14 protein-coding genes are annotated in these 21,042 nt (G+C 65.0%); 7 read left to right on the top strand and 7 right to left on the bottom strand.

The genetic code is table 11. The features are described 5' to 3' along the window. Positions 1–30: 30 nt before the first annotated feature. A complete protein-coding gene (locus ACODSC_RS06470; protein ID WP_488812890.1) occupies positions 31–2,898 on the bottom strand; it encodes a TonB-dependent receptor in 2,868 nt (955 codons plus the stop codon). An 868-nt stretch (positions 2,899–3,766) separates the two neighbouring features. Further along, positions 3,767–4,825 (bottom strand): LacI family DNA-binding transcriptional regulator, encoded by a 1,059-nt coding sequence (locus tag ACODSC_RS06465; RefSeq protein WP_488812888.1) that lies wholly within the window; start codon positions 4,823–4,825, stop codon positions 3,767–3,769. A gap of 188 nt (positions 4,826–5,013) precedes the next feature. Here ACODSC_RS06465 and ACODSC_RS06460 point away from each other — a divergent pair, with 188 nt between their 5' ends. The 4 genes from ACODSC_RS06460 (at position 5,014) to ACODSC_RS06445 (ending at position 11,539) form a co-directional block, all read left to right on the top strand. Then, entirely contained in the window at positions 5,014–8,154 is a 3,141-nt protein-coding gene (locus ACODSC_RS06460; RefSeq protein WP_488813455.1) for a TonB-dependent receptor, read from the top strand. Between the two features lie 96 nt (positions 8,155–8,250). Further along, complete coding sequence (locus ACODSC_RS06455) at positions 8,251–8,994, top strand: SapC family protein (protein WP_488812886.1); 744 nt, start codon at positions 8,251–8,253, stop codon at positions 8,992–8,994. Continuing rightward, positions 8,991–10,046: a cupin-like domain-containing protein gene (locus ACODSC_RS06450; protein WP_488812885.1), complete on the top strand. Its 1,056-nt coding sequence runs from the start codon at positions 8,991–8,993 to the stop codon at positions 10,044–10,046. Before ACODSC_RS06455 ends, ACODSC_RS06450 begins: the two co-directional genes overlap by 4 nt. Positions 10,047–10,057: 11 nt before the next feature. Then, positions 10,058–11,539 (top strand): tryptophan halogenase family protein, encoded by a 1,482-nt coding sequence (locus ACODSC_RS06445; RefSeq protein WP_488812883.1) that lies wholly within the window; start codon positions 10,058–10,060, stop codon positions 11,537–11,539. Here the strand turns inward: ACODSC_RS06445 and ACODSC_RS06440 are convergent. Next, a complete protein-coding gene (locus tag ACODSC_RS06440; protein ID WP_488813454.1) occupies positions 11,518–12,750 on the bottom strand; it encodes an MFS transporter in 1,233 nt (410 codons plus the stop codon). The two genes, ACODSC_RS06445 and ACODSC_RS06440, sit on opposite strands and share 22 nt — an antisense overlap. Positions 12,751–13,127: 377 nt before the next feature. Here ACODSC_RS06440 and ACODSC_RS06435 point away from each other — a divergent pair, with 377 nt between their 5' ends. Together ACODSC_RS06435 and ACODSC_RS06430 are read left to right on the top strand one after the other, a co-directional pair. After that, positions 13,128–15,650 carry a glycoside hydrolase family 3 protein gene (locus ACODSC_RS06435; RefSeq protein ID WP_488812881.1) on the top strand — a complete coding sequence of 841 codons (2,523 nt, stop codon included), beginning with the start codon at positions 13,128–13,130 and terminating at the stop codon, positions 15,648–15,650. A gap of 272 nt (positions 15,651–15,922) precedes the next feature. Beyond that, positions 15,923–16,954, top strand: a complete 1,032-nt coding sequence (locus ACODSC_RS06430) for an SMP-30/gluconolactonase/LRE family protein (protein WP_488812879.1) — start codon at positions 15,923–15,925, stop codon at positions 16,952–16,954. Between the two features lie 40 nt (positions 16,955–16,994). Here the strand turns inward: ACODSC_RS06430 and ACODSC_RS06425 are convergent, their stop codons facing one another. The 4 genes from ACODSC_RS06425 to ACODSC_RS06410 all read right to left on the bottom strand — a co-directional run bounded on the left by ACODSC_RS06425 (position 16,995) and on the right by ACODSC_RS06410 (position 20,655). After that, positions 16,995–17,951 carry a hypothetical protein gene (locus tag ACODSC_RS06425; RefSeq protein WP_488812877.1) on the bottom strand — a complete coding sequence of 319 codons (957 nt, stop codon included), beginning with the start codon at positions 17,949–17,951 and terminating at the stop codon, positions 16,995–16,997. Positions 17,952–18,082: 131 nt separating this feature from the next. Continuing rightward, a complete protein-coding gene (locus ACODSC_RS06420) occupies positions 18,083–19,066 on the bottom strand; it encodes a TSUP family transporter (protein ID WP_488812875.1) in 984 nt (327 codons plus the stop codon). 88 nt (positions 19,067–19,154) lie between these two features. Continuing rightward, positions 19,155–19,487, bottom strand: coding sequence for an energy transducer TonB family protein (locus ACODSC_RS06415; RefSeq protein ID WP_488812873.1), 333 nt, complete (start codon positions 19,485–19,487; stop codon positions 19,155–19,157). Positions 19,488–19,686: 199 nt separating this feature from the next. Next, on the bottom strand, positions 19,687–20,655 hold the full coding sequence (locus tag ACODSC_RS06410; protein ID WP_488812871.1) for an ROK family protein: 969 nt from the start codon (positions 20,653–20,655) through the stop codon (positions 19,687–19,689). A gap of 207 nt (positions 20,656–20,862) precedes the next feature. Between ACODSC_RS06410 and ACODSC_RS06405 the strand changes: the two genes are divergently transcribed. Continuing rightward, positions 20,863–21,003 (top strand): hypothetical protein, encoded by a 141-nt coding sequence (locus ACODSC_RS06405; protein WP_488812869.1) that lies wholly within the window; start codon positions 20,863–20,865, stop codon positions 21,001–21,003. Positions 21,004–21,042: the final 39 nt, after the last annotated feature.

Below are 21,042 nucleotides of genomic sequence, written 5' to 3'. Positions count from 1 at the left end.
GCGACAAAGGCCGCGCCCGGCGCCTGGGGATCAGAAGCTGTAGCGAACGCCTGCGTAGAACTGACGTCCACTCTGGAAGTAGTCGCTCAACCGCTCGGCCTCGGAGTCGGTGTAGGACACATTGACCTCGTCGGTCAGGTTGATGCCCTCGAAGCTGAAGGTGACGTCGTTCCAGCGATACGACAGTGAGAAATCGACGTAGGTGGACTTCTCCACGCCGGCGACATCGATGTTATAGGACGCAGGCACCGCCGTCAGGTACGGATCGCGGTACGCCGCCGAGATGCGCGCTTGGAACGGGCCATCTTCGTAATAGATGGTGCCGTTATAGGCAACCTTCGACAGGTTCAGCAGCGGCTGGCTCACAGTCGTCAAGACCCCGCCCGCATTCGACACCTGATAATCGATGTCCGACTTCACGTAGGTGTAGTTGGCCAGGACGCCCAGGTTGGACAGCTTACCGGGCAGGAAGGTCAAGGCCTGCTGGAAATTCAGTTCGACGCCTTTCAGCGGTCCCCCCGGCGTGTTCACGACTGTAGAGATCTGGAAAATGTCGCTGGCGTTGGTGCCTGTGCCGGCCAGAAGCGAGTCCGGCAGTCCCGTCGATGAATAAGGCGCCGAGGTCGTCAGGTTCTGAATGTAGGTCGAGATTTCCTTGTAGAAGAACCCGGCCGACAGGATTGATCCGCGCGACGGGTACCATTCGAACGCCAGATCGTAGGTGTTGGCGCGGTAGGGCTCCAGATTGGGGTTGCCGGTCGAGACCGAGCGGCCCCCGCCCGAAACGTTCACATTGGTCGCCGCCGAGATGCTGCCCAGGCCAGGACGCGCCATGACCTTGGCGGCGCCGAAGCGCACCAGGACATCTTCGCGCGGCTCGAGCACCAGGTTGAGCGATGGCAGGTTGTCTTCGTATTCCCGGCCCACCACGGTCCAGAGGAAGCCGGACGGATCCACAGACGTCGGTACCGTCGAATAGAAGCCTGACTCCTGCTTGGTCTTGACGTAGCGATAGCCGACGTCGCCGCGCACCGGCATGCCCATCAGGTCGAAGTTGAAGTCGGCCTGGATATAGGCGGCTTGATCCTCTTCTGAGACTGTCCGGTTGTCGCCGCGTGCGCTGGACGTCGTTTCAGACAGGGCGAACCGCCCGGAGTTGTCGAAAACGCCGTAGGCTTCGGCCATCGCTTCCAGGCTGGGGGTGCGCCAGCAACGCGGCGTACCATCCGGCAGCTCCAGGCCTTGGAAGCCGCAGTAGTCTTCGGTCAGGCTTTCCATATTGTAGCCGGCGGGGATCGCCGGGATGTTGGTCTCGCCGCTGGCGAAACGCATGCCGCGACCCTCAAACTCGTACTTCTTGGCCTGTACGCCGCCCCGGATGGTGAACGACGGCGTCAGCTCATACGCCAGGTCGAACTGACCGGTCGTGTAGGTGTTGTCGTTCCAGTTGGGGCGCAGTCGGATATCCGGACCGCTTGGGCCGGTGCCGCCGCCGGGCGCCACGCGGGTCGGGCCGATATACCATTCGTTCGGGTCCGTGACGTCAAAGCCGTAGTTGATGGCCGGGAAGTCCATGCCGCTGGACCGCATGTCGTAGGAATAGCCGTCAGCATTCTGACGGTCCATTTGAACGATGTAGTCCTTGAAGTTGTCGAAGTCGTTGTTGACGTATCCGCCAAGGAAGGTGACGGACAGCTTGTCGGTCAGCTGGTGATCGACTTTCAGCGTATATTGCTGGAATTCGGTCGTATATTCATCGACATAGTTTTCCGACCGAATATCAATATTGTCCAAGAGCATATACAGCGCTGTGCCGTCGTCATCCAATTCGATGTCGCGCACGATGGTTTCCGGCTTGCCGCCCTGCGAAGCGCCGCGGCTCAGACCAATGGCTTCCAGCTGACGTTCATTCCGCTGCCCGTCGAATTTGGAATAGAGGACGTCCAGGCTGACTTCGGTGCGATCGCTGGGACGCCATTGGAACGAACCGGTGACGCCTAGACGTTGTGTTTCGAGATTGTAGTCCTGATAGCGTAGGAAGCGCGGATAGCGCGTCGTCGTCGCCGAGGCGATTGCGAACAGCGCCGGGTCGGCGTCCCCGCAAAGCGCCGCGTTGGTTGCCGGATTGCACCAGCCGCCGTCTTGCGCTCCAAAGTTCCACTGGCCGGTGGACGCGCCGTTCTGAAGGGTGGTCTTCTCGGAATAGGCGACCGATGCGGACAGCCCGATCTCGCCGATGCCTGTCATCCAACGATTGCTGCCCAGAACCGCAAAGCGCGGATCGGCCTTCTTCGACAGGTCGTTATAGCCCATCTGGGCGGATGCTGCGAACACCGGGCCGCTGGAATCAAAGGGTTGGCCGGTGTTCAAATCGACTGTTGCACCAAGCGAGCCTTCCTCGACATTGGCCGAAGGGGTCTTGCGCACGTCGATCTGGTTGAAGAGCTCCGAGGCGAAGACGTTGAAGTCGAATCCGCGACCGCGGTTGCTGCCGGTCGTGGCCTGGGCCTCGACGCCGTTGATGCGAACGCGGGTGAAGTCCGGGCCGAGTCCGCGCACGGAGATCGCGCGGCCTTCGCCGCCATCCCGAGTAATGGTCACCCCCGGTACGCGCTGGATCGACTCCGCCAGATTGTTGTCCGGAAATTTGGCGATGTCCTCTGCGACAATACTGTCGACTACGGCATTGCTGTTGCGCTTCACTGACAGGGCGCGCTCGAGGCTGCCCCGGAAACCGGTGACGACAATTTCGTCAACATTAGTCGGTTCGGCTTGCGCCGCCGGAGCGATCGGTTCCGTTACCTGAGCGACGGCCGGCGCCGCGAAGCCAAGTATGCAGGTCGTAGAGACAAGTGCGGTTGCGCCAAGCAGGCGCGAACGATCAAGAAAGATCGTCATGGGCTGGTCCTCCCCAGGACTAAGTGGGCATCCGGTCCTTATGGACTCTGTGATGACACCGGTGTCTAGCGAGGGCAGTGTTCTCTGATATTTCAGCCGTGTCAATTGCTTATGGCAGCCTCCGCGAAGGCGACCTTTTTTATCCCGGCTGTCCTGCGCTGTGGCGCCTATGCCGTCGGATGGTAGGGTGGGCTTTATTTGCCGTGGCTGAATCGACCCGGCGGCGCGACACCACTCGCCACCCAATTCTCACCGTCAGTCGTCAGCGTCAGTCCCAGTAGATGCTGTAAAGCCGCGATGGCGGAGGGCCCAGCTCATCGAAATGTCGACCTCCCGCTGCGGGTACTGGTTTTGATCGATCACCGTTTATTAGGGAGAAGCTCTCGCCGGCAAGATGGCTCGGTTGGGGCGTCCGCCGCGGGACAGCGGGTTCGGGCGTTGACTTCACCGGATGGCTCGAGCCCGGCCTTACTGGCGGACGCTCCAACCGTATGATGAGCCTTGGTCGGTCCATGTATCGAGACCCGTTCAACCAACCAGTTCTGAAGCCCGTCTCGGTCAACGGCGAGGTTGAGTCTGAAGCTGCCCGAAAGTAAATTGCCGTCGACTGTTTCAATGCGTTTGAGGGGCATGTCCTGGGGGCCAAAGGGGGGCCATGGGAACGCAGTGCGACGAAACGCCGTGAAATGTGCTGAAACAGGTTTTCGATGTAAGTGGCGGATTTTGCGTAGTTTCGAAACAGCCTGAAAAGAAGTGAAATGGGTATCGAGGGGATTCACACCGAGGGGGTTCACAGGTTCAATTCCTGTCGCGTCCACCATCCTCCTTCCAGACAACACAGCGCACGGTCGCCTTTTCGAACGCCGGGTCAGCGCGGCGGGCCGGAGGATTCGCGGATCAGCAGGGTGTACGGATGATCCTTGCGCAGGGTCACGGGCGTTCCCTCCAGCTGGGCCAGGACCATGTCGGCGGCCGACGCCGCCATCTCGAAGACCGGCTGTCTGACTGTGGTGAGACGGGGCCATGTGATTCGAGAGACTTCCGAATCATCGAAGCCGACGATGGAGATGTCTTCGGGGGCGGACAGTCCGCGCTCCCGGGTGGCCATGAGCGCGCCGACCGCCATGTCGTCGTTCTGGGCGAGGATCGCCGTCATTCCGGCGTTCCGGTCGAAGAGCCGCGAGGCGGCCTCGTAACCGCTCGTCCGCGTAAACAGACCGGGTTCGATGAGGTCATCAGGAAGCGCGACGCCGGCGGCCTCGAAGGCCTGACGGTATCCGACCATGCGCGCGGCGCTGGACGCGTGGGTGGGATCGCCCATGATGACGGCGATCGAGACGTGGCCCAGACCGAGGAGGTGCGCCGCCGCTTCTCGAGCCGCAGCGACATCGTCGATCACATTGCTGGAGCCGGCCTCTATGTCCTGCATCGGAGCGATCCGCGCGAAGCCAATGCCGGCCGCCGCCAGGTCGCGCAGGACACGCGGATTGTCCGAAGCTGGCGGCGCGAGGACCACGCCGTCCAGAGCCGCCGAACGCAGCAGACCGACCACCTCGGCCGCGCGCTTCTGCACCGAGGAGATCGGGATGACGACAAGACGGTAACGGGTGGACCGAAGGCGATCCAGCACGCCCATCTGCAGTTCGACGACGTAGCTGGGGGAGGGGTTTTCGTACAGTAGCCCGATCAGGTGCGAGCGCCGCCTCACCAAGCCCTGGGCGAAAACATTGGGGTGATAGTCCAGCGTCTCGGCGGCCTCGCGGACGCGCTGTCGGACGGCGTCGCTGACGTTGGGCGCCTCGTTGAAGACCCGCGACACGGTCTTGATCGACACCCCGGCCAGCAAGCCGACATCGACAATCGTCGCCCGCCGTACGCCCTTCACCACCCTGGACCGTTCTCCCGCCGCGATCGTCGCGCCGATCACAGCTAGCCGCTAGCAGCCGTCCGGTCCAGTGCCGCGCGCCGTCGGGTTTTCAACACATTTGCGATAGCGCTACCATTATCGGCGTTGACAACGTGGGACAACTGGTCGATTTGTCAGACTAAGCGACATCAAAGTCGCCCAATAAAACAGACGTCGGCTCAGTCGGCGCGGAGGGAAACATGAGGGATATGACGTTTATAAAGACGCTTGCGCGCTCGACTTCTGCTGTCGCGCTGATGACGGGCCTCGCCTTGCCGGCGACCGCCCTGGCGCAATCCACGCCGCCGGCCACGCCCCAGAGCGCGGAACCGACGACGGTTGACGAAATCATCGTCACCGGCGTCCGGGCCAGCCTGGACCGGGCCATGGACATCAAGCGCAACTCGTCGGGCGTCGTGGACGCCATCTCCGCCGAGGACATCGGCAAGTTCCCGGACACCAACCTGGCTGAGTCGCTGCAGCGGGTCAGCGGCGTGTCGATCAACCGGGTCAACGGCGAAGGCTCCGAAGTGACCGTTCGCGGCTTCGGCGGCGGGTTCAACCTCGTCACCCTGAACGGCCGCCAGATGCCGACCGCCAACGTCGTCGCCGTCGGCGGCGACCAGAACGTCGATTTCGCCACGGCCACCAGCCGGTCTTTCGACTTCTCCAACATCGCCTCCGAGGCCGTCGGCCGCCTGGAAGTCTACAAGACCGGTCGCGCCTCGGCGCCGTCGGGCGGCATCGGCGCGACCATCAATGTGGTCACGCGCAGGCCCCTGGATAATCGTGAGCCGGGCCTGCAGGGCAGCTTCGGCGTCAAGGCCGTCGCGGACACCAGCGTCGATCGCGGCGACAAGATCACCCCGGAAACGTCGGGGCTGCTGAGCTGGACCGACGAGGACCAGCGGTTCGGCGTTCAGGTCTTCGGCAGCTATCAAAGCCGAGACAGCGCGGCGGCCAGCTCGACCTCGAATGCGTGGAACATCCGCACCCTCGACGCCTTCCTCGATCCCGCCAACGGTTTCGTGAATCCCCAGACGGTCATCACCAATCAGCCGGCCTCCAACCAACTGGTCTCGGTGCCGAACGACAGCCGCTATCACTTCTCGGAATCGACCCGGGAAAGGATCAACGGCCAGGCGGTGTTCCAGTGGCGGCCCAAGGACGGCCTGACGCTGACCGCCGACGTCCTCTATGCCGAGAACAGCGTGACCGAGTCGCGCTCCGACCAGACGAACTGGTTCAACCGGCCCTTCCGTCAGGTGACCTTCGACGCCAACCCGGCCGTCGCCACGACCGTCTTCCTGCAGGAAGACATCAGCGGCGTGAAGGACACGGGCTTCGAGCAGCAGTATCGCGCGACCAAGGACACCCTGGAATCCTACGGCCTGAACGCCAAATGGGATCTGACGGACCGGTTCTCGATCAACATCGACGGCCATATCTCGACCGCCGAGAGCCTACCGGATTCCTCCAACGGCGCCTCGTCGACCCTCGTCAGCCTGGGCGCGCCGGTCATCGCCGCGCACTCGGTCGATTACAGCAGCGGCTTCCCGGTCCAGAACATCACGATCAACGATGCGCTGCGCGGCAACAACAACGGCGTCCTCGACATCGGTGATATCGGGTCCCAGATCGCCCGCACCAACGCCTCGCAGCAACGCCAGGAGATCAAGGAAATCCGCGGCGCGGGCACGTATGATTTCGGCGGCGGCAGCCGGTTCGAATTCGGCGGCGACTATATCAAGTCCGACATGACCAGCCAGCGCACCCAGACCCAGCAGACGCTGGGCGACTGGGGCATCACCAATCCTGGCGACGTCGAGCGTTTTGCGGGCGGACTGCTGGAAGAGTTCTGCATCACCTGCCAGTTCGACCACTTCGATCCGGGCGCGACGGGCGCGTCGCTTGTCGGCTTCCGCGGCAATGCCATCGACATCTTCAACGCCCTTTCGCCGGTCTATGCCGCCGACAAGAACCCGTTCAACAATATCGCCGAGGCGGGCAATCCGAACGACATTTCGGGACAGGACTTCAACACCGTCGTGGAAGAGACCTGGGCGCTGTTCGGTCAACTGACCTGGGACGGTGAAATCGGGACGATGCCGGCTTCGATGATGGCCGGCATCCGATACGAATCCACGGATGTGACCTCCACGTCGCTGGTCGCCGTGCCGACTGAGCTCCGCTGGACCGCCGACAACGACTTCACCCGCATCGTGGGCCTGGAGGTTCAACCGATCACGGGCGACGGGAGCTATGACTACTGGCTGCCGGCCCTGGATTTCTCGATCGAACCCCGCGAGGACGTAAAGCTGCGCGCCTCGTTCAGCCGCACCCTGGCCCGCCCCGACTTCGGCAACCTGTTCGCGGCCAGCACCATCAACCCGCCTGGACGCCCGACGGCCATCGGCGGCGTGGTCACGGGCAACTCCGGCAACCCGAACCTGCAACCGCTGCTGTCCGACAACATCGACTTCTCGGCGGAATGGTATTTCGCCCCGTCCAGCTATGTTTCGATCGGCTATTTCGACAAACAGGTCCGCAACTTCATCGGTCAGGGCCAGTTCACGCGCAATCTGTTCGGCCTGCGTGACCCGTCGTCAGGTGTCGCCGGCTCGCGTTCGGGCACGGCTCTGTCGCAACTGACGAACCTGGGCGCCGACATCTCGGACGTGAACCTGTTCACCTATACGGCGCTGTTGATCCAGAACAACGGCAATGTCGCCGCCGCCAGCGCCCAGTTCGAAGCCCAGCGCACGGGCCCGAACCGATCGCTGAACCAGGCCTTCATCGACTCGACCCTGGCTGCGGTTGACATCACGGCGGACGCCAACGACCCGCTGTTCCAGGTCGCGGTCTCCCAGCCCGTCAACCAGCAGGAAGCCAACATCAACGGCATCGAGTTCGCCGGTCAGTACTTCCTGGGCGAGACAGGCTTTGGCATCGCCGGCTCCTATACGATCGTGAACGGCGACGTGGATATCGATGTGGGCGCCGATCCCAGCATCGATCAGTTCGCCCTGCTGGGCCTTTCGAACAGCGGCAACGTCACGCTGATCTATGAAAATCGCGGCGTCTCGGCCCGTCTGGCCTACAACTGGCGCGACGAATATCTGAGCGAGACCAACCGTGGCGGCGGCGACCGCAACCCGGTGTTCACAGAGCCCTTCGGGACGCTGGACATGAACATCAGCTATGACGTCACGGACAATCTCGCCATCTCGTTCGAGGGCATCAACCTCACCAGCGAGACGGTCAAGACCCACGGGCGCGACGAGACGAACCTGTGGTTCGCGCAGGAGCTGAAACCGCGCTACCTCCTCGGCGCGCGTATGCGCTTCTGATCGCGGCGTGTGCGACTGGGGCCGCCGCTCGTCGGCGGCCCTTTTTTTTACTCGCCGGGTCCGATTGCCACGGGGGACGGACCCGATCATCTTGCCATGCCGATCCAAGGTGCGCCCGTGACCAATATCGTGCTTCTGAACAATATCGATCATGCCGACCTTCGCGTCAGAGGCGGCTTTGGCGCCGAGTTCGGCGACGCCACGAACCAGACACGGGTGTTCCCGGCGGAGTTCGACGTCCTCCAGCGCGAGTATCCCATCCTGTTTCGCCGCGACGGCAACGGGGCCTACTATTCCATCGTCCTGCTGGGGCTGGACCGAGACGAGAACCTGTTTCTCGAAGGCGACGCCTGGCGTGCACGCTATGTCCCGGCGGGCCACCGTCGCGGCCCGTTCTCGATCGGCGTCCAGGCGAACGGGCCCGAGGCGGGGCAGGAGCCCAAGATCAACGTCGATCTCGATCATCCTCGCCTGAACGACGGCTCAGGGGATCCGGTTTTTCTGCGCCATGGCGGCGGGGCGCGCGCCCTGGAACAGGCCCGCGCGGCGCTCTCGGTCGTCTATGACGGTCTTCAGCGTGAGGCCTCCATGTTTGCGGCCTTGGATGCGGCCGGGCTGATCGAGCCGGTGGCGATCGACATCACCGTCGGCGAGGGTGACCGTTACGATCTCGAGGGCGTCTACGCGCTTTCGCGGGAGCGGCTGGGGCGACTGGACATCGAAACGCTGAACGGGCTTCACCAGGCGGGATGGCTCGCGACGGCCTTCCACGCCGCCAGTTCGCTGGGAAACATCGATCATCTGATCGCGCTGAAGGCTGCAAAGGGGCCCGCCAGATGAGTGCGCCTGCACCCGGCGCCGGCGTGGTGACCCGACGGACCCGGGTGGCGCCGGCGGCGCCCGGCGCCCGCGTCGACCTTGAGGCGCTGCTTGCGGATGGGCGTCCAGTGATCCTGCGCGGCCTGGCCCGGGACTGGCCGCTGGCCCAGGCGGGCCTGAAGGGCGCGCATGAGGCCGTGGCCTATCTGAAGGGTTTCGACGCCGGCCGTCCGGTCGTGGGCTATACCGGCGGGCCCGAGATCGGCGGTCGATATTTCTATCGGGATGATCTTCAGACCCTGAATTTCGCGGCTGAGCGGGTGCCGCTGAGCGCCTACCTCGACCTTGCGCTCAGCCTGATCGGCGCTGAGCAGGCGCCGTCGCTCTACGTCGGTTCGACCGACCTTGATCTCTATCTGCCGGGCCTGGGGCGGGAGAACGGTCTCGACCTGCCCGTGTCGGCCGATGAGGACCGAGACCCGCCGGTCGTCAGCATATGGATGGGAAACCGGACCACGGCTGCGACGCATTTCGACATGTCGAACAATCTGGCCTGCTGTCTCGTGGGCCGTCGCCGCTTCACCCTGTTTCCGCCGGACCAGATCGACAACCTCTATCCGGGTCCGATGGAGCCAACGCCGGGGGGGCAGGTCGTCAGCCTGGTCGATCCTTCAGCACCCGATCTCGACCGATTCCCGCGCTTCGCCCTCGCCGCCGAGGCGGGGGAGGTGGCCGAACTGGAGCCGGGCGACGTGCTCTTCTATCCCGCGCTCTGGTGGCACAATGTCGAGGCGCTCGATGATTTCAACGCCATGATCAACTACTGGTGGAACGACGCGCCGGCCTTCATGGACACGCCCATGACCACGCTGCTGCATGGGCTCTTGAGCCTGCGCGGCCGGACGGCGGCGGAGAAGGCGGCCTGGCGGGCGCTCTTCGACTTCTATGTGTTCGGGGACACGAAAAAGGCGGACGGGCATTTGCCGCACGCTGCGCAAGGCGACCTGGCGCCCCTTGATGAGCGATCGGCGCGACGGCTGCGCGCGCTGGTGCTGCAGAAACTCAATCGCTGAGGAGGCGGGCCGTGGAACAGCGCAAGACGCGTGTGGTGATCGCCGGCGGTGGGACGGCCGGCTGGTTGGCCGCCGCCGTCCTGACCCGGCAACTAGGCGAGCTGATCGATGTGACCCTGATCGAGTCCGAGGAGATCGGCACGGTCGGGGTCGGGGAATCGACCATTCCCACGATCCGGTCCTTCCACGCCCTGATGGGGCTGGACGAGGCGGAGTTCATGCGCACGACGGGCGCGACCTTCAAGCTCGGCATCGCCTTCGAAAACTGGAGCCGGGAGGGTTCCCGCTACATCCACTCCTTCGGCGACGTCGGAAAATCCACCTGGATGGGCGATTTCCAGCATTTCTGGCTGGACGCGCGCCGCCGCGGGCTGGCGGGCGAGCTGGGCGAATATTGTTTCGAACACCAGGCCGCCGAGGCCGGCAAGTTCATGACGGGGCCCGAGGGCCGGCTCAACTACGCCTATCACCTCGACGCCGGACGCTATGCCCGTTTTCTGCGGGGCCGCAGCGAGGCCGCCGGGCTGAAACGGATCGAGGGGCGGATTTCGCGCGTCGAGCGCCATGCCGAGAGCGGCCTGATCGCCGCCCTGGTTCTGGCGGACGAGCAGAGGATCGAGGGCGACCTTTTCCTGGATTGCACCGGGTTCAGGGCCCTTCTGATCGGCGACGCCCTGGGCGTGGGATATGAGGACTGGGGCGACTGGCTTCCGACCAACCGGGCGCTGGCGGTCCAAACGACCTCGACCGGCCCAGCGCCGCCCTATACCCGGGCCATCGCCCACGACGCGGGATGGCGCTGGCGGATCCCGCTTCAGCATCGCGTCGGCAATGGCCTGGTGTATGCGGCCGACTTTCTTTCGGACGATGAAGCCCACGCCCGCCTGATCGGCGCCCTCGATGGGGAGCGGCTGATCGAGCCGGGTCTGATCCGCTTCCGGACCGGGCGTCGGCTGCGGACCTGGGAAGGCAACTGCGTCGCGCTGAGCCTCGCTGCGGGGTTCGTGGAGCCGCTGGAGTCGACGAGCATCCATCTGATCATGACGGGGCTGACACGGCTGATGCAGCAGTTCCCGTTCGACGGCGTCAGCCCGGCCGTGATCGCACGCTTCAACGACCAGTCCCGCGCCGAGCTGGAGCGGGTCCGGGATTTCATCGTCCTGCACTATCACCTGAACGACCGGCCGGAGCCCTTCTGGCGGCGACAGCGCGAGATGGCGATCCCGTCGACCCTCGTCGAGCGCATCGCCCTGTTCGAGGAAAGCGCGCAGGCCTATCAGGCGCCGGACGACCTGTTCAGGGTGGCGTCGTGGATACAGGTGCTGTTCGGGCAGGAGGTTTCGCCTCGGGCCTATCACCGCATGGCCGAGCTTATCCCCGACGACCGGCTGACAAAGGCCTTGAGCGATCTGAAAGGGGCGATCGACCGGGCGGTGGCGGCCTTGCCCGCGCATCAGGCCTTCGTGGAGACCTATTGCCGCGAAGACGCCTGAGCTGCGGCGTCGAGCTTCGCCGGCTGCCGCACGAGGATCATCAGCGCGCCCGCTAATGCTGTAATGGCCGCCAGCACCACCATCAGCGGGCGAAAGCCGCCCGCCGCGACGACGGCGAGCGTCAGCACCGGTCCGAGAATGCTCGGGACGGTATTGGCCAGGTTGAGGAACCCCAGGTCGCGTCCGCGATGGGCCGGCGAGGGGAGGATCTGCATCGCATAGGCGGTCTGCAGGGCCAGGAAGACGCCGCTCGAGCAGGAAAACAGCAGATATCCCGACGCGGCCAGCCGCCATTCGGGGAAGGCTGCCATCAGGCCGAGGCCGACGACCGCCACCGCCGCTGTGCCCACGAGGACAGGCCGGCGCGAGCCGGTCCGATCCGACAGTCGGCCGAGCCCCAGGGCCAGCGGAACGGTCAGAATGGCGGCCAGGCCCGGAAGCCAGGCGATGCGAGCGGCAAGGTCACGCGACGTCATCGAGGGGTCGTGATGTTCGACGCTCTGGAAATAGAACAGGAAGAAGGCGAACAGGATCAGGCTGGCCGTCTGCACCAGCAGGCGCGAGACCAAGACCAGGACCAGATTGCCTACCTTTCCGACCGGCTGGCCGGAGTGAGGGACGACCATCGGGGCGGGGGAGGGGCGCAGCAACAGGAAGGGCAGGATGGCGAGGGCTCCGGCTCCCCCGACGAGAACGAGCTGTACGCCCTCGCTCAGGCCCGGCGGTGCGGTGACGGCGACTGCGGCCAGCGCGCCGAAGGGATAGGCTGCCCCGATCAGGCCGCCCAGCAGGCCTTTCTGCGCGTCGGGCACCTCGTCTGCGGCCAGAGCCACCAGGGGGGCCAGCAGGATGTTGAGAACGACCTGGAAGGCGACGACCGCCCCGATCAACTGAGCTGCGGACTGGCTCGCCCACACGCCAGCGAGGGCGAGGAGGGTCAGGGCGAGCCCGACGCCGACCCAGCGGCGACGGCCCCAGCCCCCGCGCAGGCCACGGTCGCTGAGATGGCCGACGACGATATTGCTGACGCTGGCCGCGACGGCGCCGGAGACGGTGGCCAGGCCGAGCAGGGCCAGCTTGTCGGCCGGATGCACCAGTTCCGCCTTTAGCGGAAGCAGCAGGGTGAGCAGGGGCACATAGAGAACCGCGCCGCCGGCGTAGGCGAGCGCATAGAGGGCGAGATAAAGGGGCGATCGTCCCGAAGTCGTCATCAAGGCGGCGTCACCGGGCCTGATCGGGTTTGAGACGCAGGTGTCTGATTCCCCGCAGATTCCGCACGGGCTGCGCCGTCAGGTCGATCATCTTCAAAAACCTTCGGCCGATTGCACGCGACCGTCCGCCAAGGCGCGGCCATGGTCAACCCAGGTTGCGATGATCTGAGTTCAATACTCAGTCAGATGGGATGAACACCGAGAAATCCTGCAGTGATGCGACATGAAGTGACAACGCTGTCAATTATGATGCAGAGCCCGATTTTTGATGATAGCGCTAGCGTAACGGGTCCGGGGCCTCACGCGCCGGGCTGTTTAACAAGCGGCGTCGCGTCGGGCGAAATCCGGCCAAGGCGCCCAAGAATAGGGACGACGCCATGCGGACATTCACCACCTTCCTGATGTTCACTTCGGCGCTGTGCGCCACGAGCGCCGCGCTCGCTCAGACGCCGGTCTCGCCCACCGTGCCGGCCGCCTCGACGGCGCATCCGGCGCTGTGGCCGAAAGCCGCCTCGCCCGCCGCGATGAGCGACCCTGAGACCGAGGCCTTCGTCGCCGATCTGCTGGGGCGGATGACGATCGAGGAAAAGGTGGGTCAGCTGATCCAGGCCGACATCGCGTCGATCACGCCGGCGGATCTGGCCACCTATCCCCTGGGGTCGATCCTGGCGGGCGGCAACTCCGCGCCGGGCGGCGACGACCGGGCGAGCGCCCAGGCCTGGGTCGATCTGGCCAGAGCCTTCCGTGAGGCCGCAGCGGCCCGGCCCGGCGCGCGCATTCCGCTGATCTATGGCATCGACGCCGTGCACGGCCATAACAATGTCGTCGGCGCCACGGTGTTTCCGCACAACATCGGCCTGGGTGCGGCGCGCGACCCCGAACTGATCCGGCGCATCGGCGAGGCGACCGCGCTCGAGGTCGCCGTCACCGGGGCCGACTGGACGTTCGGTCCGACGCTCGCGGTTCCCCGCGACGATCGCTGGGGCCGAACCTACGAAGGCTATGGCGAAACACCCGAGATCCAGCGCGCCTATGCGGGTCCGATGACCCTGGGGCTGCAAGGCGAGCTGTCGGCGGACCATCCGATCGCGCCGGGCCATATCGCGGGTTCCGCCAAACACTTCCTTGCCGACGGGGGTACGATGGAGGGCAAGGATCAGGGCGATTACCAAGGCTCTGAACAGGGCCTGATCGACATCCATCTGGGCGGCTATCCGGCGGCCATCGATGCGGGCGTCCTGTCAGTCATGGCCAGTTTCTCGAGCTGGAACGGGGTCAAACATTCCGGCAACCCGACGCTATTGCGCGATGTGCTGCACGGCCCGCTCGGCTTCGACGGCTTCGTCGTGTCGGACTGGAACGCGCACGGCCAGCTGCCGGGCTGTTCGAACGAGAGCTGCGCGCTCGCCGTGAATTCCGGCATCGACATGCTGATGGCGCCGGACAGCTGGAAACCTCTCTATGGAAACACCCTGGCGCAGGCGCGCTCGGGCGAAATCCCGATCCAGCGGATCGACGAGGCCGTGACGCGAATCCTGAGGGCCAAGGTCAAGGCCGGCGTCTTCCGCCAGGATCGTCCCGTGGAGGGGCGGCTGGAACTGCTCGGATCGCCGGAGCATCGCGCTTTGGCGCGGCAGGCCGTGCGTGAATCCCTGGTTCTGCTGAAGAACGAAGAATCGGTCCTGCCGATCCGCGCAGGCGCACGGGTGCTCGTCGCCGGCTCGGCCGACGACATCGGCCAAGCGGCGGGCGGCTGGACCCTGAGCTGGCAAGGCACAGGCAACACCAAGGCCGACTTCCCGAACGGACAATCGATCTGGGACGGGATCAACGAAGCCGTGACGGCCGCGGGAGGCTCCGCGCAGCTCAGCGCCGACGGCGCCTTCACCGAAAAACCCGACGTGGCCATCGTGGTCTTCGGTGAGACGCCCTATGCGGAGTTTCAGGGCGACGTCGCCGATCTCGATTTCCACCCCGAGGGGCCGCTGGAGACGCTGAAGCGGCTGAAGGCGGCGGGCGTCCCGACCGTCTCCGTCTTCCTGTCCGGCCGACCGCTGTGGACCAATCCGGAGATCAATCAATCGGACGCCTTCGTCGCCGCCTGGTTGCCCGGCAGCGAGGGTGCCGGCGTGGCGGATGTGCTGATCGGCGACGCCCAGGGGCGCCCCCGACACGACTTCACCGGGACCCTGTCGTTCTCCTGGCCGAAGCGGGCGTCGGGCGAGCCCCTCAATGTGGGGGATCCGGACTACGATCCCCAGTTCGCCTACGGCTATGGTCTGACCTACGCCTCGGCGCAGTCGGTCCCACAGCTGTCGGAAATATCCGGCGTGTCCTCAAGCGCATCCAGCGTCGATCGCTATTTCGTCGACGGCAAGCTCGTCGCGCCCTGGTCGTTGGTCCTGACGGACGCGGGGGGAGACACGCAGGTCTCGACCGGCGGAGAGGGCGAAAGCCCACGTCGGCATGTGACGTCTGGCGCCGTCGATGATCTGGCGCAGGAAAGCGCGCGACAGTTCGCGTTCGACGGGTCAGGGGAGGGCGCCGTGTCCGTGCGCGGGCCCTCGGTCGATCTCAACCGTCAGACGAACGGCGACATGGCGGTGGCGTTCCGATATCGCGTGGACGCCCGGCCCGCCGGACCCGTGACCCTGGCCCTCGGCGAAGGCGGCGTCGATCTGGGCGCCATTCTGGGTGCGGCTCCGCTGGGCGAATGGCGGACCCTCAAGGTGGGGCTGTCGTGCTTCCGGGCCGCCGGCGCCCAGGTCGGGACCGTAACGATGCCCTTCGCCCTGCGCGCCTCGACCCCCGTCAGCCTGTCCGTCGCCGAGATCCGCCTGGCGTCGAACGAGAACGACACCGTCTGCCCCATGGCTGCGGCAGGAGCGACGCAACCCTGATCATCAGGTCAGGTCCACAAGACATATGGTCCCGGCGTCCAACCGACGCCGGGACTGCGGTTCGCAAGCGTCTCAAGGATTCACCATGACCCCGGCCAGGTCGCCTTCTGGGACGCCGGGAAATGGCATATCCAGGCGGGTGAAATCCAGGTCATGGTCGCCGCCTTGTCCGCCGACATCCGGGCGGGAGCGGCCTTCACCATGACTTCAAACGGGGTGACCGATGTTCCGGCCGCCGCGATTTCCACCCCTTCCGCCGAGGAGCCTGCGTCTTGAGCCTGTCCCGCCGCCTTGTCATCGCCGGGGCCGCCGCCCTGACCGCCACCGCCTGCCGGAGCGTCGCCATGCCGGAGGCGGAGACCGCCTATCCGACCCTGGGCCGCATCGTGCGTGAGGACCCTGGGCTCGACCGCCTGATCGCGCCGGGCGCCATGATCGAGAAACTGGCGGACGGCTTCACCTGGTCGGAAGGGCCGGTCTGGATCGCCGACTGCGGCTACCTGTTGTTCAGCGACGTGCCTCGCAACAGAATCCACTGGTGGTCGCCGACGGACGGGGTGTCGGTCTTCATGGAGCCGTCCGGCTTCGACGGGACCGACGCCTCGGGCTTTCGTGAGCCCGGATCGAACGGGTTGATCGTCGGGCCTGCGGGATCGATCCTGATGGCGGACCACGGCAACCGGGCTATCGCGCAGGTCGATCTGGCGACCCGGCGCAAGACCCTGCTGGCCACGCATTACGACGGCAAACGGTTCAACTCGCCCAACGATCTGGTCCGGTCCAAGACCGGCGCGATCTTCTTCACCGATCCGCCCTATGGCCTGAAGGACATGGACGCCTCGCCATTGAAGGAACAGCCGCAGAACGGCGTGTATCGGCTCGATCCGGATGGCGCCGTCACCCTGTTGGCGGCCGACCTGACCTTCCCGAATGGCGTCGCCCTGTCTCCGGACGAGCGCACGCTTTATGTGGCCGTTTCCGATCCGGCGCGTGCGGTGATCATGGCCTATGACCTGTCGCCCGCCGGTGCCGTGTCCAGGGGCCGGGTGCTGAAGGATTTCACGGCCATGGTCGGCGACGCCCATCCCGGTTTGCCGGACGGGCTCGCCATCGACGCCGCAGGACATCTGTTCGCCAGCGGCCCCGGGGGGATCCACGTGTTGACGGCCGAAGGACGTTCCCTGGGTCGCATCGACACGGGCGGAGCCGCCGCCAACTGCAAGTTCGGCGGCGACGAGATGCTCTACATCACCTCCGGCCCCAACCTGGCGCGCGTGAAAACGCTGACCAAAGGGTCACGCTGACCCCCGCGACAGACGCGAGTCTCGGGTATCGAAGGCGACGTCAGTTCGATGACGGCGTCGTTGTCGGCGTAGGGGCGGCGGCGCTGACGGGTGTCAGGGTGCAACCGCCGCCGATCGGCGTGGCGATGGCGCAGGGTATCACCCGGTCGGTGACCTCGTCCTTGACGTGGAAGATGTAGCCGTCCGCGCCGGCGCACCGGGCTTCATAGAAGGCGCCATTGGCGTTCGCGCCCATGAACCGGCCCCCATTGACGTTGCAGCCTGCCGCATCCGTGCCCGCGAGCCGCGTCTTCATGGTGGCGAACTGTTCGTCCGGCGTCGTATTGGCGCAACGCGACCCGGCGCTGACGATGATCCAGCATTCGGTCTTTTCCCAGCCGCTGTCGGTGCGCTTGAGGCGATAGCCGTCCTGACCCGCGCAACCGATCTCATAGACCGTCTGTCCGTTGGACGTGCCGACCGGGCCGGCGAAATCGACCTGACACTGGATGCCCGCTTCACGGGCGTAGGCGGCGAGGACATCCGTGCCGTTCTGGTTCGCGGGCATCTTGCAGACGAACGCGGTTTCGTTGGCCGGTCCTGCGTCGTCCTGCGCTGCGGAGCGTGCTGCGACAAGGCAGTTGACGGCCTGGGGCGGGGTGGAGGCGATCAGGAGATAGCCGGGTCCGGTCTGGCAGGCGGCCTCGTAAATTTTGGCGTCGTCCGTCGTCTTGCCGAGAAGCTGGGCCTCGGAAACCTTGCAGTCGGCGCCCGCACCGGTGATGGCGGCCTGGGCGTTGACGAGGCTTTGCGCCGTCGTTTCGCGTTCGGCGCGCGCCTCTGCGTTCATGCGCTGCATGTTGCGAAGACTCTCGCGCTCGGCCTCCATGATGTAGCCCGCGTTCAGCGCATTGGGCGGGATGCCGTCGACGATCTGGGCCAGGGCAGGGGGCGCCGAAAAGATCGTCAGCCCTGCGATGGCGCCGGCGAAGGACGCAAGAAATCGAAAAGTGATCATCGACATCATCCAGATGGAGTGCGCGAAAAGTCAGACATTATGTTGAAGCGGGAATGGTGCGGAATCAAGTTTAGCAGGCGCTTTCCCCCGTCACCTCGCCTTCCAACGCGCTTCAGGCCAATGCAAAGCGTCTAAGGCGTTATCGCCGCGGGCTTTTGTCTGGAGCGGGCCATATGGGCGAGCGTGAACCAGAAGACGGCGAACAGGATCGCTGAAAAGCCGAGGGAAAAGGCGAACTTCTCGAGCGTTGGCGCCTTGAGATTGAAATAGACCATCTGAACGATGTTCAGGACCACGATCCCTCGCAGCATCCAGTCGATTTTTAGCCTGCTCAGCACATAGCTGCCGAAGGGCGCCATGAAGAGAACGACCGGATAGGCGCATAGCCAGGTGCGGATCTGATAGTCCGTAATCCCCTGATCCCAGACCCCGCGGTAGGCGAAACCCAGGACGCTTATGGCTGCCATCACCATGATGCTCTGGTGGGTCGCGATTTTCTCGTCCATCCGGAAGCGGGTGACGAGAAGGGTGTAGAGGACGATGTCTGCGCCTGTTCCGAACAGGCTGGCGCAGATGCCGCCCGCGAACAGGATCGCCGCCAGCATCAGCTTGTCGATGACGCCGGTGATGGGCATCTTGTCCCTGTGCCCCCGGTGCTTGCTTGACGCATAGGCCAGGGCGAAGGTCATGATCAGGCTGAGGAACAGGGCCTGAATGATGAAGACGGGGATGGCCTGCATCGCGTTCATGCCGAACACGAAGCCCATGAAGGCGACCGGTATGTACCAGAGCACGGGGGCGTACGAGGCGATGCGAGCCTGTTTGCGCGACAGAATCCAGATGCTCGCGCTGGTCATGCCCACGCTTTGAATCATCAGGCTGAAATCGCGCGCCATCCCCCGATCGATGTCGAGAAAGACGCTCAAGACCGGGAAGGCCACCGCCCCGCCGCCCTCCGGCGTGAGCCCGGCCACGAAGGCGCCCAGGACCATGATCGCGGGATAGTACCAGTGCTGGATCAGAAAGGGCACGCTGTTCAGCAGCGCGAACAGCGCCACCCAGAACAGCATCATGCCGATATACCAGCGCCGAAAGATGCGACTTTCGAAGAACATCGACCCCGTCCCTAAGTGCTGAGAACGCTACCATTTCGGGGTCCGAACGCAATCAGCAAGTTGAGACTCGCCGGGGCCGGAATCTTGATCAGGGAGTGAAGTCGATCGTGCGCTCGAACACCGCATCGACCGGTCGCCCGCCCTTGATCGCGGGCGTCACCTCGGCGTCGCGCATGAGCACCAGCGCCGCCTGACCGAATCCGTATTCGGGCCGTGTCTCTTCCAGAACGACGCAATCCGCCACGCGACCTGACGCCAGGGCGGTGCAGCGCAGGCGCACCGCGAAATGGTCTTGCTGGAGAGGCTGGGACAAGGCCGGCTCGACCGGAGCAACCGCGGTGAGGATCGCCTCGCGAGCCGGGGAGGCGGTCGGCGCGCCGAACATGGTCGCCATAAGGGTCAGGGTGAGGGTCAGGGTCATGACAGGTCTCGCTCGTCCTGTATTAAGTCCCGGACACCCGCTCTGTTCCCGAGTTGCATTGCGGTCTGGCGGCGTGTGGAGGAGATTTTAGTCGGCTGGGTTCGGTCATTTTCCGTTGAAACGCCCAAGCTAAGGTCGCGGCCGTCGGGAGCACAAGAGGATGGCGGTGCATAAAATTATTGGCAGATGCGATCTATCGCTAATCTTGCGTCGCCCAGTTCTGGGGCCATTGGCCTGTGGCCGTGCGGTGGGCGAGGGCGAGGGCGCCGATGAGGCCGGCGGAGGCGCCGGCTGTGGGGTGGGTGATGTAGGCGTCCATGTCCAGGTCGCGGACGCTGGCGTCATAGCCGCCCAACTGGCGCGTTAGCGCCTGTCGCACCAGTTCGTACATCTGATCCTGCATCACGCCGCCGCCGATAATGATCCGTTCGGGGCGTAGGGTGTAGGTCAGGTTGAGGCAGAGGCCGGCGATATATTCGGCCGCGAGCGCCCAAGCCGGATGGTCCTGCGGCAGGGTTTCGGCCGGCGCGCCCCAGCGGGCTTGCAGGGCCGGGCCGCTGGCCATGCCTTCCAGACAGTCGCCGTGGAAGGGGCAGACGCCCGCGAAACCCTTGGCGGCCCTGGGGTGCGGCACGCGGATGTGGCCAGCCTCCGGGTGATTGGCCCCACCGTGCGGAGCGCCGCCGATCATCACCCCGACCCCTACACCGGTGCCGACCGTGACATAGCAGAAGGTCTCCAGCCCGCGCCCGCTGCCGAAAAGCCGTTCGCCGACGGCCGAGCAGTTGACGTCCGTGTCCAGAGTCATCGGCGCATCCAGAGTTCGCCGTAGGTGGGCCAGCAGATTGACGTTGCTCCAGCCCGGCTTGGGCGTGGTGGTGATGGCGCCGTAGTCAGGCGCGTCGGGGCGCAGGGACAGCGGTCCGAAACTGCCGATCGCCAGGGCTGCGAGTTTGCCGTGGCGGGATTGGGCCGCTGTGAAGAAGGCGCTGACGGCGTTCAAAGTCTCGGCGGGCGTCGTGGTGGGGATGCGGATCTGGTCGATGATCGTCCCATCCATGGCGGCGACGCCGCAGATGAATTTGGTGCCGCCGGCCTCGACGCCGCCGAGAAGGATGGGATCGGTCATGGGGTCTCGCTGATCGGCGGCCGCGTCGTCACGTTGCATGGCCGATCATAGGCGGCGGCCGTGGGGTTCGTCGATCCCGACGGGCCGCCAGAGCGAGGCTGGGAAAGGGTCAAACAGGCCAGCCTTCTGCTCAGAAAAGGCGATTCATCGTGCGGCTTATCCGCGGCCGGAAGGATTTGGCGATTGCGTTGCGCGCGAGGGATCGCCACCTTCGGCGTCAGACCAAGACACGAGACGAGGACGCCCATGGCCCGCAAACCCAACTACAGCTTCGAGCGTCAGGAACGCGAGCGCGCTGCGGCCATCAAGGCCGCCGAAAAAGCTGCGGCCAAGGCTGAACGCAAGGCGGAAACATCAGGCGAAAAGGCGCCTCCCGCCGAGGACTGAAGCGCGGCGGCAAGATCCATCCGTGTTTTCATTGTTTGA

The sequence above is a fragment of the Brevundimonas sp. FG128 genome (genome assembly GCF_057809775.1).
Note: the sequence above shows the minus strand (reverse complement) of the source record. Positions and strands in the feature narration are given on the sequence as shown.

Excerpts from the sequence above, each read along its gene's own strand:
- ACODSC_RS06470 (WP_488812890.1), bottom strand. The coding sequence starts at position 2,898 with ATGACGATCTTTCTTGATCGTTCGCGCCTGCTTGGCGCAACCGCACTT.
- ACODSC_RS06460 (WP_488813455.1), top strand. The coding sequence starts at position 5,014 with ATGACGTTTATAAAGACGCTTGCGCGCTCGACTTCTGCTGTCGCGCTG.
- ACODSC_RS06455 (WP_488812886.1), top strand. The coding sequence starts at position 8,251 with ATGCCGATCCAAGGTGCGCCCGTGACCAATATCGTGCTTCTGAACAAT.
- ACODSC_RS06450 (WP_488812885.1), top strand. The coding sequence starts at position 8,991 with ATGAGTGCGCCTGCACCCGGCGCCGGCGTGGTGACCCGACGGACCCGG.
- ACODSC_RS06440 (WP_488813454.1), bottom strand. The coding sequence starts at position 12,750 with ATGACGACTTCGGGACGATCGCCCCTTTATCTCGCCCTCTATGCGCTC.
- ACODSC_RS06435 (WP_488812881.1), top strand. The coding sequence starts at position 13,128 with ATGCGGACATTCACCACCTTCCTGATGTTCACTTCGGCGCTGTGCGCC.
- ACODSC_RS06425 (WP_488812877.1), bottom strand. The coding sequence starts at position 17,951 with ATGATCACTTTTCGATTTCTTGCGTCCTTCGCCGGCGCCATCGCAGGG.
- ACODSC_RS06420 (WP_488812875.1), bottom strand. The coding sequence starts at position 19,066 with ATGTTCTTCGAAAGTCGCATCTTTCGGCGCTGGTATATCGGCATGATG.
- ACODSC_RS06415 (WP_488812873.1), bottom strand. The coding sequence starts at position 19,487 with ATGACCCTGACCCTCACCCTGACCCTTATGGCGACCATGTTCGGCGCG.
- ACODSC_RS06410 (WP_488812871.1), bottom strand. The coding sequence starts at position 20,655 with ATGCAACGTGACGACGCGGCCGCCGATCAGCGAGACCCCATGACCGAT.
- ACODSC_RS06405 (WP_488812869.1), top strand. The coding sequence starts at position 20,863 with ATGGCCCGCAAACCCAACTACAGCTTCGAGCGTCAGGAACGCGAGCGC.